The sequence below is a fragment of the Streptomyces sp. NPDC050806 genome, from assembly GCF_055586425.1.
Genome location: NZ_JBVJIF010000003.1, coordinates 469,892 through 483,188, shown reverse-complemented (window position 1 = coordinate 483,188; position 13,297 = coordinate 469,892). Strand labels below are relative to the sequence as shown.

The 13,297-nt window shown below is 73.5% G+C and carries 9 protein-coding genes; 4 read left to right on the top strand and 5 right to left on the bottom strand.

Translation table 11 applies throughout. The features are described from left to right. Positions 1-75: 75 nt before the first annotated feature. From ACZ6WH_RS11445 to ACZ6WH_RS11435, 3 genes are all read right to left on the bottom strand, one after another. Entirely contained in the window at positions 76-1,725 is a 1,650-nt protein-coding gene (locus tag ACZ6WH_RS11445; protein WP_469727654.1) for a multicopper oxidase family protein, read from the bottom strand. A 96-nt stretch (positions 1,726-1,821) separates the two neighbouring features. Then, entirely contained in the window at positions 1,822-2,352 is a 531-nt protein-coding gene (locus ACZ6WH_RS11440; protein ID WP_469727652.1) for a hypothetical protein, read from the bottom strand. Between the two features lie 83 nt (positions 2,353-2,435). Next, a complete protein-coding gene (locus ACZ6WH_RS11435; RefSeq protein WP_469727651.1) occupies positions 2,436-3,518 on the bottom strand; it encodes a trypsin-like serine peptidase in 1,083 nt (360 codons plus the stop codon). 339 nt (positions 3,519-3,857) lie between these two features. Here ACZ6WH_RS11435 and glnA point away from each other — a divergent pair, with 339 nt between their 5' ends. Together glnA and ACZ6WH_RS11425 are read left to right on the top strand one after the other, a co-directional pair. After that, positions 3,858-5,219: a type I glutamate--ammonia ligase gene (glnA, locus tag ACZ6WH_RS11430; protein ID WP_030256929.1), complete on the top strand. Its 1,362-nt coding sequence runs from the start codon at positions 3,858-3,860 to the stop codon at positions 5,217-5,219. A 66-nt stretch (positions 5,220-5,285) separates the two neighbouring features. After that, positions 5,286-8,309, top strand: a complete 3,024-nt coding sequence (locus ACZ6WH_RS11425) for a bifunctional [glutamine synthetase] adenylyltransferase/[glutamine synthetase]-adenylyl-L-tyrosine phosphorylase (protein ID WP_469727648.1) — start codon at positions 5,286-5,288, stop codon at positions 8,307-8,309. Positions 8,310-8,322: 13 nt separating this feature from the next. Here ACZ6WH_RS11425 and ACZ6WH_RS11420 read toward each other — a convergent pair whose 3' ends face one another. Beyond that, the gene (locus tag ACZ6WH_RS11420) at positions 8,323-8,931 is read right to left on the bottom strand and encodes a TetR/AcrR family transcriptional regulator (RefSeq protein WP_469727647.1); all 609 of its coding nucleotides are present in this window, start codon (positions 8,929-8,931) and stop codon (positions 8,323-8,325) included. Between the two features lie 166 nt (positions 8,932-9,097). On the opposite strand from ACZ6WH_RS11420, the gene ACZ6WH_RS11415 reads away from it, so the two are divergent. Both ACZ6WH_RS11415 and ACZ6WH_RS11410 read left to right on the top strand, forming a co-directional pair. Continuing rightward, positions 9,098-10,696, top strand: coding sequence for an APC family permease (locus tag ACZ6WH_RS11415; protein WP_469727646.1), 1,599 nt, complete (start codon positions 9,098-9,100; stop codon positions 10,694-10,696). Positions 10,697-10,750: 54 nt separating this feature from the next. Next, positions 10,751-12,376 (top strand): amidohydrolase, encoded by a 1,626-nt coding sequence (locus ACZ6WH_RS11410; protein WP_469727645.1) that lies wholly within the window; start codon positions 10,751-10,753, stop codon positions 12,374-12,376. A gap of 31 nt (positions 12,377-12,407) precedes the next feature. Here the strand turns inward: ACZ6WH_RS11410 and ACZ6WH_RS11405 are convergent, their stop codons facing one another. Next, complete coding sequence (locus ACZ6WH_RS11405) at positions 12,408-13,277, bottom strand: phosphatase PAP2 family protein (RefSeq protein WP_469727644.1); 870 nt, start codon at positions 13,275-13,277, stop codon at positions 12,408-12,410. Positions 13,278-13,297: the final 20 nt, after the last annotated feature.

Genomic DNA, 13,297 nt, shown 5'->3' with positions numbered 1-13,297 from the left:
CGTGTTTCGGGGACGTTGCCGTTCCGGGACGGGCCTCCGGCGGGTGCCGGAGGCCCGTTTCCCCTGCGGGAGGCGCTACTTGCGGTAGCCGAGGACGGTCATCATCCCGGACTCCGAGTGGTAGACGTTGTGGCAGTGGATCATCCACAGGCCGGGGTTGTCGGCGTCGAAGTCGGCGTGCACGGTCTTTCCGGGCAGCACGATCGCGGTGTCCTTGCGCGGGCCGCTGCCGCCGCCCAGCGCGAAGGTGTGGCCGTGCAGGTGCATCGGGTGCCACATCGTCGTCGTGTTGCGGAAGGAGAGCCGTACGCGTTCCCCCGAGCGGACCGGGTAGCGCTGGTCGGGGTCGTACGGCCGGCCGTTGAGCGCCCAGTCGTACTTCGCCATCGAGCCGGTGAGGTCGAACGTCACGGTGCGGTCCGGCCTGCGCGGCCGCAGCCGCACGGCGGGATCCGCCGTCAGCCGGTCAGCGGTGAGCAGCTTGCCGGACAGCTCGGCCGGGCGTACGGACGCGTCGGGCGCCGCGCCGCCGCCGGTGCGCAGCACGGCGAGACCGGCACGCTTCTTGCCCTCGGCGACCGCGGTGAGCGGGAAGGCGCCGTCCTTGACCGTGACCAGCACGTCGTAGCGCTCGCCCATGCCCAGCAGCAGTGCGTCGGCGTCCCGGTGGCGCACGGGGAAGCCGTCGGTGTGGGTGACGGTCATCGCGTGGCCGCCGAGCGCGACGCGGAAGGCGGTGTCGCCGCCCGCGTTGATCAGGCGGATCCGGATCCGGTCGCCCGGCCGGGCCCGGAACGTCTCGGGGTCCGTCGGCGTACGGCCGTTGACCAGGTAGTACGGGTACGCGACATCGCCCGCGTCGCCGCCGAGCAGCTTGCTGGCGGCGCCCATCATCATCCGGGAGGGGCCGTCGCCCGAAGCCGGCTTCGCCGCGGCCGTCATCGACATGTTCGACATGTCGTGGCCCATGTCGCCGTGCTCCATGTCGCCGTGCTTCATGTCCTTGTGGTCCATGGAGCCGTCGCCGTGGTCCATGCCGCCCATGCCCTTGCGGAGTTCGGCCAGCACGGCGTCCGGGGTGGAGCCGTCCACCCCGTCGACCCAGTCGTCCAGGACGACCACCCACTCCTTGTCGTACTTCAGCGGCTCCTTGGGGTCCTCGACGATCAGCGGGGCGTACAGGCCCCGGTCCTGCTGGGTGCCGGAGTGCGGGTGGAACCAGTACGTGCCGGGGTGGGCCGCGGTGAAGCGGTACGTGAACGACGCGCCCGGCCCGACGGCGCGCTGGGTGAGGTCCGGCACCCCGTCCATGTCGTTGCGGAGGGCGAGGCCGTGCCAGTGCATCGACGTGGCCTGCGGAAGGTGGTTGGCCAGGGTGAGGGCGAGGGTGTCGCCCGCGGTGACCCGGACCTCCTTGCCGGGCAGCGCGTCGCCGTATGCCCAGCTGCGGACCGTTCGGCCGCCGAGGTCGAGGCGGGTGGCGGCGGCGGTGAGGGCGACCTCCCGGACGGTGCCGCCCTTGCTGGCGCGGGCCTTCTCGGCCGCGGTGACCTCCGCGCCGTCGGGGGAGACGAAGCCGCCGGGCCCATCGGGGCGGCTCACGGTCCGGCCGGCGTGATCCTTTCCGGAAGTGCCGGCGGAGCCGGACGAGCAGGCGGCGAGAAGGCTGCCGCCGGCGGCGGCGATGCCCGCGCCGAGGACGGCGCGGCGGGTGTGCGTACGCATGGAACACCTCGTGATGTGGTGCGGGTGAAGGAGCAGGGCACGCGGACCGCTGACGGGTACGGCGAGGTGCCGGTACGCGACGGCGGCCGGGCGCTGCTACACGCGCAGCACGGCGAGACGGGCGAGGCGTTTCTGCCGGGGGAGGGGCGGCGGGATCGGCCACAGGGCACGCAGCAGGCGGGCCAGGGCGGCGGCGGAGAGTCCGGCGGGACGCCGCCGGACGAGCAGCCCGGCGGCGGCCAGCAGCGCGAGCGACCAGACCGAGAGCACGGCCAGGCAGACCGAGCCGGGGTCCATGCCGTGCGGACCGGGTGCGGCGGCGTACCGGTGGCCGTCGTGCGGCGGGGCCTGCGCCGCCGGGGCGCCGGCCGCTGGAGTGTGCGCCGCGGGGGCGTGCCTGGCCGTGGCGTGGGCCGGCCGGGCGTGGCCCGAGGGGGCGTGCGCCGCAGCGGTGTGGTCCGCCGGGACCGGGCCCGCCGGGGCGGCGGCCGTCGTCCGCGCGGCGGTACCGTGCCCCTCGCCCGGCATGGGGTGACCGAAGGTGTGCATGGTGACGATGCCGGCCACCAGCGCCGCGAACAGCAGCAGCCGGCCGCACCACGCGGCGGCCTTCCACTGTGCGCGCATCGGGTCTCCCACGGGGGCAGGCGTACGGTCGGAGGTTACCGCAGCACCTTACCCCCGCGGGGTATCAGGGGCGTGCCCTGGGTTCAGCTCCCCTGCGCCTGGTCGTACAGCTTCTTGGCGTCGTCGCCGAAGTAGGGCCCGAACATCGTGTTGGGCAGGAAGGTGTAGCCGAAGCTGTTCACGGAGGCCTGGAGCCCGGTGCCGGTCTTCTCGTCGAACGTCCGGAACCACGGGCCGCCGCTGGAGCCGCCGGTCATGTTGCAGGGCAGCGCGTGGTCATTGCTGAACAGCGGGTCCTTGGTGGTGTTGCCGCTGCAGTAGATGAGCTTGCTGCCGTCGTACGGGTCGGCCGCCGGGTAGCCGAACGCGTACATCTTCTGGTTGTAGCCGGAGTTGAAGGACACGCCCTGGCCGCCGACGGTGTCCGTGAGCCGCTTGCCGCTCAGCGGGGCGACGACCGCGGCGCCGACGTCGTAGTTGATGTCCTCGCTCGCCGTCCACTGCGGGGTGGAGAGGGTCTTGGTCGCCGCCCACTTGCCGTACGGGGCCGCGCCGTCCTTGTAGCCGGGCACGAAGACCCAGTTGGTGTGCCAGGCGCCGTCCAGCTTCACGCAGTGCCCGGCGGTGAGGACCGTACTGCCGTTCTGGCTGGTCACCGCGTCACCGGAGCAGGAGGCCTGGCGGCCCTGGTAGGTGAAGAAGACCCGGCCGGTCGTCTTCACGACCTGGCCGCCGCCGGTCCACGGGGCGCCGGCCTGCGGGAACGCCTTCAGCGCCGGCAGCGGCAGGGACGGCAGGGTGGGCGCGACGGCCGCCGCCCTGCCGCGCGGCACCGCGTACGTGGTGGCGCGGGACGCCGCTTCGGAGAGCTGCTGCCGCGCCCGCGACAGCAGGCCGAGTGGCTTCGCGGCGCGCATACGGGCGGCGGTCCAGTAGGCGGCCGCCTTCTTCGCGTCGTGCTTCTTCGCCGCTGGCGGCTTCGCGTCCTGCGCGTACCCGGCCGGTGCGCTGCCGGGCCGGTCGGCGGCCACGGCCGGTGCCGCGAGCGCCGTGGCGCCGAGCGTGCCGGCGGCGAGCAGTGCTGTAACGGTTCTGCGGGCCGTTCGGGCGGACGTGCGGGAGCGGTGGCGCCGGGCGGTGCCGGTGCGCAGGTCGGTGTGTCTCACGCGTACCCCCTGGTGCGATGGCCGCGCGGGTGCCGCGGGCCACGACGTACGGGCCGCCGGCCGGCGACCCGGAGCGGAGCGGGCGGTGCGGATGTACGACGCCGTGCAGAGGCCGTGCAGAGGCAGGGTCCCACCGCCCCGGCTTCGCTGTCAGGAGCGCGTCAAGGGTTTGGCCGGAACGGCGGGGGAACCACGAAACCCCGTGCGTCCCCCGGGCCTGCCCGAAGGGGCCGCGACAACGTAATGTGACGGTAACCCCCGCACGCGATACTGGCGTGCCGCGCCCCGCTCCGGGGCAAGGGCGTGGACAGGCCGTTCGACCTGCAAGGATTGGTGAACATGGACAAGCAGCAGGAGTTCGTGCTCCGCACGCTGGAGGAGCGCGACATCCGCTTCGTACGGCTGTGGTTCACCGATGTGCTCGGTTTCCTGAAGTCGGTCGCGGTGGCCCCCGCAGAGCTGGAACAGGCCTTCGACGAGGGCATCGGTTTCGACGGCTCGGCCATCGAGGGCTTCGCCCGGGTCTACGAGTCCGACATGATCGCCAAGCCGGACCCCGGCACCTTCCAGATCCTGCCGTGGCGCGCCGAGGCCCCCGGCACCGCCCGGATGTTCTGCGACATCCTGATGCCGGACGGCTCCCCGTCGTACGCCGACCCGCGGTACGTCCTCAAGCGGATCCTGGCCAAGACCTCCGACCTCGGGTTCACCTTCTACACCCACCCCGAGATCGAGTTCTTCCTGCTGAAGGACAAGCCGGTGGACGGCGGCCGGCCGACCCCCGCCGACTCCTCGGGCTACTTCGACCACACCCCGCAGAACGTCGGGATGGACTTCCGGCGCCAGGCGATCACGATGCTGGAGTCGATGGGCATCTCGGTGGAGTTCAGTCACCACGAGGGCGCCCCGGGCCAGCAGGAGATCGACCTCCGCTACGCCGACGCGCTCTCGACCGCCGACAACATCATGACCTTCCGGCTCGTCATGAAGCAGGTCGCGCTGGAGCAGGGCGTGCAGGCGACCTTCATGCCGAAGCCGTTCTCGGAGTTCCCCGGCTCCGGCATGCACACCCACCTCTCGCTCTTCGAGGGCGACCGCAACGCCTTCCACGAGTCGGGCGCCGAGTACCAGCTCTCCAAGGTCGGCCGGTCCTTCATCGCGGGCCTGCTGCGGCACGCAGCGGAGACCTCCGCGATCACCAACCAGTGGGTGAATTCCTACAAGCGGATCTGGGGCGGCGCCAACCGCCCGGCGGGTGCGGGTGGCGAGGCCCCCTCGTACATCTGCTGGGGTCACAACAACCGCTCGGCACTGATCCGGGTCCCCATGTACAAGCCCGGCAAGATGGGCTCGACGCGGGTCGAGGTGCGCTCCATCGACTCCGGCGCCAACCCGTACCTGACGTACGCGGTGCTGCTGGCCGCCGGGCTCAAGGGTATCGAAGAGGGGTACGAACTCCCCGCGGGCGCCGACGACGACGTGTGGGCCCTGTCGGATGCCGAGCGGCGCGCGATGGGCATCGAGCCGCTGCCGCAGAACCTCGGCGAGGCCATCTCCCTCATGGAGCGCAGCGAACTGCTCGCGGAGACCCTCGGCGAGCACGTCTTCGACTTCTTCCTCCGCAACAAGAAGCAGGAGTGGGAGGAGTACCGCTCGGAGGTCACGGCCTTCGAGCTGCGCAAGATGCTGCCGGTGCTCTAGCGGCGCGGGCACGGCACGTTCATCTGAAAAACCGATCCGGCAGGTTCTCCGAGAGGCAACCGCCCGATGGCACTTCCCGCTCCGCAGGGACGGCGGAGCAGCACGTTCACCCGGCTGCTGCGGCACGGTTTCACCGATCCGCAGGCAGCCGGGAAGCTGCTGGACGCCCCCGAACTGTCTTCCGTCCGGTCCGACTCGGTGCTGCTCGAAGCGCTCGGGACCACCGCCGATCCGGACCAGGCGCTCAGAGGACTGGTCCGGCTGGCCGAGGCGCAGCCGGAGGAGGACCAGCAGCGGCTGCTGTCCACCCTGGTCACCGCCAAGCCGCTGCGGGACCGGCTGCTCGGCGTGCTGGGCGCCTCCGAGGCGCTCGCCGACCACCTCGTCCGGCACCCGGGGGACTGGGAGACGCTGGCCACGTACGAGTCGGTGGACCTGCACCCCACCACGCCGGAGTTCGAGCAGGCGCTCGCCGAGGGCATCTGGGGCGAGCGGGGCGCCGAGCTTTCCCGCGAGGACGCGCTGCGGGCCGCGTACCGCCGGGCGCTGGTGGGCATCGCGGCGCGTGACGTGTGCGGCACGACGGATGTGGCGCAGGCCGCGGCGGAGCTGGCGGACCTGGCCACCGCCACGCTCCGGGCGGCGCTGGAGATCGCCTCCGAGGAGCAGCCCGGGGACGCGGCCGTCAGCCGGCTCGCCGTCATCGGCATGGGCAAGTGCGGCGGCCACGAGCTGAACTACGTCTCCGACGTGGACGTCATCTTCGTCGCCGAGCCCAAGGAGGGCGTCGAGGAGGCCGACGCGCTGCAGGCCGCCACCCGGCTCGCCGCCCGCATGATGCGGGTCTGCTCCGACGTCACCCCCGAGGGCACGATCTGGCCCGTCGACGCCAACCTCCGCCCCGAGGGCCGCAACGGCCCCCTCGTCCGCACCCTCAGCAGCCACCTCGCGTACTACCAGCGCTGGGCCAAGACCTGGGAGTTCCAGGCGCTGCTGAAGGCCCGGCCGGTGGCCGGCGACCCGCAGCTGGGGCAGGAGTACGTCGACGCCGTCACCCCGCTGGTCTGGCAGGCCGCCGAGCGCGAGAACTTCATCACCGACGTCCGCCACATGCGCCGCCGGGTCGTCGCCAACATCCCCGCCGGCCAGGTCGACCGCGAGCTCAAGCTCGGCCCCGGCGGCCTGCGGGACGTGGAATTCGCCGTGCAGCTGCTGCAGTTGGTGCACGGCCGCAGCGACGCCACGCTCCGCAGCGCCACCACGCTCGACGCGCTGAAGGCGCTCGCCGCCGGCGGGTACGTCGGCCGCCAGGACGCCACCGCGCTGGACGCCGCCTACCGGTTCCTGCGCACCCTGGAGCACCGCATCCAGCTGCACAAGATGCGCCGTACGCACCTGATGCCGGAGGAGGAGGCCGACCTGCGCCGGCTCGCCCGCTCGCTCGGCATGCGCACCGAGCCGGTCGACACCCTCCGCAAGGAGTGGCGGTGGCACGCCCGCGAGGTGCGCCGGCTGCACGAGAAGCTGTTCTACCGCCCGCTGCTGGACGCCGTCGCCGTGCTGGAGCCGGGCGAGATCCGGCTCTCCGCGAAGGCCGCCGGGCAGCGCCTGGAGGCACTGGGCTACGAGGACCCGGTCGCCGCGCTGCGCCATCTGGAGGCGCTGGCCTCCGGCGTCACCCGCAAGGCCGCCATCCAGCGGACCCTGCTGCCGGTGCTGCTGGGCTGGTTCGCCGACTCCGCCGACCCGGACGCCGGGCTGCTGGGCTTCCGCAAGGTCTCCGACGCGCTCGGCAAGACCCCCTGGTACCTCCGGCTGCTGCGCGACGAGGGCGCGGCGGCCGAGAACCTCGCCCGGGTGCTGTCCGCCGGCCGCCTCGCCCCCGACCTGCTGCTGCGCGCCCCCGAAGCGGTCGCGCTGCTCGGCGCGGCCGACGGGCTCCAGCCGCGCGGCCGGGCCGCGCTGGAACAGGAGATCCTGGCCGCCGTCGGCCGCGCGGACGGCGCGGAGCAGGCGGTGGCGGCGGCCCGCGGGGTGCGCCGGCGCGAGCTGTTCCGCACCGCGGCCGCCGACCTGATCGGGGCGTACGGCACCGAGGCCAGCCCGGCCGAGGAGGACCACGGGCAGGCGGTGGACGCCGTGGGCTCGGCGCTGTCCGACCTGAACGCCGCGACGATCGCGGGCGCCCTGCGGGCCGCGGTGCGGGAACAGTGGGGCGACACCCTGCCGACCCGCTTCGCGGTGATCGGCATGGGCCGCTTCGGCGGGCACGAGCTGAACTACGGCTCGGACGCGGACGTGCTGTTCGTGCACGAGCCGCGCGAGGGCGCCGACGAGCAGGAGGCCGCCAAGGCCGCGTTCGCGGTGGCCAACGAGGTGCGACGGCTGCTCCAGCTGCCCTCCTCCGACCCGCCGCTGATGATCGACGCGGACCTGCGCCCGGAGGGCAAGACCGGCCCGCTGGTCCGCACGCTCGCCTCGTACGCCGCGTACTACCGGCGCTGGTCGCTGGTCTGGGAGTCGCAGGCGCTGCTGCGGGCCGAGCCGGTCGCGGGCGACGCCGGGGTCGGGCAGCGCTTCATCGAGCTGGCGGACCCGCTCCGCTACCCGCGCGAGGGGCTGGGCGAGGACGCGGTGCGCGAGATCCGCCGGCTCAAGGCCCGGATGGAGTCCGAGCGGCTGCCGCGCGGCGCCGACCCGACGATGCACACCAAGCTGGGGCGCGGCGGCCTGAGCGACGTGGAGTGGACCGTCCAGCTGCTCCAGATGCGGCACGGCCACGAGCTGCCGGAGCTGCGCACGACCCGGACCCGGGTGGCGCTGGCCGCGGCGCGCGCCGCCGGGCTGATCGGCGAGGAGGACGCGCGGACGCTGGACGAGGCATGGGTGCTGGCCACCCGCGTACGGAACGCGGTGATGCTGGTACGCGGCCGGCCCGGCGACACCTTCCCGGGCGATGCCCGGGAGCTGGCCGCGGTCGGGCGCTACCTCGGGTACGAGGAGGGGCACGTCGGCGAGATGCTGGACGACTACCGGCGGACCACGCGGCGAGCGCGGTCCGTGGTGGAGGAGCTCTTCTACGGCGGCTGAGCCCCCGGGCCGGTCAGCCGGCGTCGAGCAGGCCCCGGCAGTGCGCGAGGAAGCCGGCCAGGGTCAGGTCGAACGCCTGGTCCGCTCTGGCCGTGCCCGTGGCGGCCTGCGCCGCCGCCAGGCGGGGCGCCTCGGTGCCCTCGCTGACCTCCCACATCGTGTCCGGCGCCGACATGTCCAGGGCCGAGCCCAGCACGATGTTGTCCAGACCTGTGATCATCGGCAGGACGAGGGGCGGGGCGAAGCCCGCCGCCAGCAGCAGCCCGGCCACGGACTCGTACTGCGCGAGCACCCGCGGCGCGCGCACCGGTGAGGTCATGAGCATCGGGATGGCACGCGGATGGGCGGCGAACGCCGCGCGGTAGGAGCGTGCCCAGCTCTCCAGGGCCGTGTCCCAGGGCACGCCGTCCAGCGTGCCGGCGTCGATCGCGTCGGTGACCCGCTCCCGCAGCAGTTCGATCACGCCGGCCCGGCCGTCCACATGGTGATACACCGAGGCGGTCTGCACACCGAGCCTGCGGGCCATCTCCGGCACGCTGAAGTCGCCCTTCTCGTCGACGAGTTCGAGCGCCGTCGCGCCGATGCGTTCCCGGTCCAGCAGGGCCTTCCGCGGCCGCCCCATCTTCTGATCTCCCGCCCGTGAGGTCTTCCGGAATCGTACGGCGGCGACTACATTGCCGAAACCGAAAGGCTTTAGGTTTTTTTCGCCCGCGGTCGAGCTGCCGTCCCACCCGTGTTCGTGCCGGACCGCTTCACCCCTCTCCCGCAGCAGAAGGGCAAGAGAGCGCATGGCCGTAGAGTCCGGAGCCCGTGACGGGGCGCCGCAGCACACCGCACCACCACCCGGCGAGGGCGCCCACGCGCTGCGCACGGGCACCCTCGGCGTCGCCGACATCGCCTTCTTCGTGGTCTCCGCCGCGGCCCCGCTCACCGTCATGGCCGGCGTCGCGCCGCTCGCCATCGGCATCGGCGGCATCGGAGCCCCGGTCGGCTACCTCCTCGCCGGCGCCACCCTCGCCCTCTTCGCGGTCGGCTTCACCGCGATGACCCGGCACGTCCGGCACGGGGGCGGCTTCTACGCGTTCATCACCCGCGGCCTGGGCCGCCCCGCCGGCTTCGGCGCCGCGACGCTGGCCCTGCTCGCCTACAACGGCATGCAGATCGGCGTGTACGGTCTGCTCGCCACCGGCACCCAGGACGCGCTGGAGGCCCTGTGGGGCATCCACGTGCCCTGGCCGCCGATCGCGCTCGGCGGCGTCTTCGTCATCTGGTACCTGGGCCACCGCTCCATCGACTTCGGCGCGAAGGTCCTCGGCGTCCTGCTGGTCGCCGAGACCGGCATCCTCGTGCTGCTGGCCGGCGGGGTGCTGCTGGACGGCGGCGCCGACGGCCTGGCCCTGGACTCCTTCACGCCCGGCCACGTTCTCGTGCCCGGCACCGGCGCCGTCCTGGCCTTCGCCTTCGCCGCCTTCACCGGCTTCGAGTCCACGGCCATCTACCGGCGGGAGGCCCGCAACCCCGGCCGCACCATCCCGCGCGCCACCTACATCGCCGTCGGCTTCCTCGGCCTCTTCTACGCGTTCAGCGTCTGGATCGTCATCCAGGCGTTCGGCAGCACGAAGGTGCTGAAGGCGGTCGCCGCCGACCCGGCGGGACTCTTCTTCACCGCCACCACGCACTACGTCGGTGGCTGGGCCGCCGACCTGATGCACGTCTTCATCGTCACCAGCATCCTCGCCTCCCAGCTGGCCTTCCACAACGCGATCAACCGCTACGGGCTCTCGCTCTCCCAGGAAGGCGTGCTGCCGCCGTTCCTGGGCCGGGTGCACGCCAAGCACCGCTCCCCGTACGTCGCCGGAGCGCTGCAGAGCGTCCTCGCGCTGCTGGTCGTCGCGGGCTTCGCGCTCGCCGGCGCGGACCCGTACCAGCAGCTCCTGCTGTGGATGAACACCCCCGGCATGCTGGGCCTGTTGACGCTCCAGGCACTCACCGCCGTGGCGGTGCCGTTCTTCTTCCGCCGCATCCGGCACACCGAGGGCCGCTGGCGCACCCGGGTCGCGCCGACCGCCGCAACCGTGCTGATGGCGGGCGCGCTCTGGCTGGTCGTCGCGAAGATCGGGCTGATGACCGCGGCGCCCCTCGCCACCAACACCGCGCTGGTCCTCACCGTCCCCGCCGCCTTCGCGGCCGGCGTGCTGCTCGCCCTGCGGATCCGCCGCAGCCGCCCCCGGGTGTACGAGGCGTTCGCCGCCGAACCGCCCGAACCGCCCGAGCCGCCGGAGCAGTCCGAGCCGCCCGGGCAGCCCGAGGCGTCCGAGCAGTCCGAGGCGTCCGAGCAGTCCGAGCCGTCCGAGGCGGAGGCTCCGGTCCGGCCCCCGGCCGGCTGACGGCCGCCGCCCGTACCGCCCCCGCACCACCCCCTCCCGTAAGGAGAAACCGTCGTGTCCCAGCCCCTCCCTGCCGCCGCCGACACCGTCCTGACCGGCGCCCGCGTCCGTACGCTCGATCCGGAACGGCCCTGGGCCTCCGCCGTCGCGGTCAAGGACGGCCTGATCACGGCCCTCGGCGAGGAGCGCGACGTACGGGACTGGCGCGGCGCGCACACCGAGGTGATCGACCTGGCCGGGGCCACCCTCACCCCCGGCCTCGTCGACGGGCACAGCCACCCCGTCTGGGGCGTGGAGATGTCCGCCGGGCTCGACCTCTCCGGCTGCCGCGACCTGGACGGGCTGCGGGACGCGCTGTCCGCCGCGGCGCGCGCGGCCGGCCGCGGCGCATGGGTCGTGGCCTGGGGCCTGGACCACAACGTCTTCGGCGGCCGGCCCGTGCACCGCGAGCTGATCGAGCCCGCGCTCGGCGGGGTGCCTGCCTTCATCCGCCTGTACGACGGGCACTCCGCGCTGGCCAGCGGGCCCGCGCTGGCCGCCGCGGGGATCGACGGACCGCGCGTGTTCGACCAGCGGGCCGAGGTCGTCTGCGACCCGGACGGGCGGCCCACCGGACACCTCGTCGAGCATGCCGCCATGGACCTGATGGGCCCCGTGCTGCCCCGCCCGACGGCGGCCGAGCGGCGCGCCCGGCTGCTCACCCTGCTGCGCGGGATGGCCGCGACCGGCCTGACCGGCGCGCACGTCATGGACCTGGAGGGCACGGACGTACTGGACCTGCTCACCGGCATCGAGGCCGACGGCGACCTCCCCGTACGGCTGCGGATCGCCCCCTGGTGCATGCCGGGCGCGGACACCGAGGCCCTGGACGAGCTGATCGCCCTTCAGACGCGGGCCGGGCGGCACTGGCGGGTGGGCGGCGTGAAGTTCTTCATGGACGGCACCGTCGAGGGCGGCACCGCCTGGCTGGAACACGCCGACTGCCACGGCCAGGGCACCGAGGCCTTCTGGCCGGACCCCGCCACGTACACCCGCGCCGTCCACCACCTCGCCCGGGCCGGCGTACGCACCGCCACGCACGCCATCGGGGACGCCGCGGTCCGGCACGTGCTGGACACCGTCGAGGCGCTGGCCGACCCGGGACAGCGCGGGCGACACCGCATCGAGCACATCGAGACCGTGCCGGACGCGCAGCTGCCGCGGTTCGCCGCGCTCGGGGTGGCCGCCTCCATGCAGCCCACCCACACCGCGTACACCCGTGCCGACCACACCGACGAGTGGTCCAAGCGGGTGGGCGAGGAGCGGGCCGGCCGGGCGTGGCGGTGCCGGGACCTGCGGGACGCGGGCGCCGTGCTGGTGCTCGGCTCCGACTGGCCGATCGCGCACTACGACCCGCGGGGCGTGCTCGCCACCGCCCGGCTGCGCCGCCCCGCCGGCTCGCCGGACACCGCGCCGGTCACCGTCGAGCAGGCGCTCACCGGGGAGATGGCGCTGGAGGGCTGCACCTCGCACGCCGCGCTGGCGGTGGGAGAGGAGACCTGCGCGGGGCGGATCGCGCCCGGCTTCCGGGCCGACCTCACCGCGCTCGGGGTGGACCCGGTGACGGCCCCGGCCGACGAGCTGGGGGAGGCGCCCGTGGCGCTCACCATGACCGGCGGTGTCGTGGTGCACCGCGCCTGACGTGGACCCCCGGCCGCCCGCCGGGGTGCTCTCACGCGCCGGACGGGCTCGGTTCCGACGGACGGGTCGGGGCCGGGCCCGGACGGGGCAGCCGGGCGAGGGACGTGCCGTACCAGAGGCGGGCGACCGTGAAGGCGAAGGCCAGGCAGAGCACGCCGCCCACCGCGTCCAGCCAGAAGTGGTTGGCGGTGGAGATGATCACCACCAGGGTCAGTACCGGGTACAGGACGCCCAGCGCCCGCACCCAGGTGGCCCGCGCCAGCAACGCGATGGTGACACCGCACCACAGGGACCAGCCGATGTGCATCGAGGGCATCGCCGCGTACTGGTTGGACATGCTCGCCAGGTTGCCCGAGGCCATCGAGCCCCATGTGTCGTGCACCAGCACGGTGTCGATGAAACCGCCGCCCGGCATCAGGCGGGGCGGCGCGAGGGGGAAGAAGTAGTAGCCGAGCAGGGCCACCGCGGTGGTGAGGAAGAGGACCAGCCGGGAGGCGGCGTAGCGGCCGGGGTGCCGGCGGTAGAGCCAGACCAGGACGCCGACGGTCACGATGAAGTGGAGCGTGGCGTAGTAGTAGTTCATCGCCACGATCAGCCACGTCACGGCGTTCATCGCGTGGTTGACGGTCTGTTCGACCGCGATGCCGATGCTGTGCTCGGTGCGCCACACCCAGTCGGCGTTCCTCAGCGCCTCGGCCTTCTGCTCGGGCACGGCGTTGCGGATCAGGGAGTACGTCCAGTAGCTGACCGCGATCAGCAGGATCTCGAACCACAGCCGAGGTCTGGCCACGCCGCGCACCCGGGCCGCGGCCACCCGTCCGCGCGCCGGTACGGTGCGCTGCGACGGTGGCGGCGGTGCGCCTCTCCGGCCCTCCAGAATCCTCGCCTTGGCATCACCCATAGTGCGACAGTTTGCCAGAA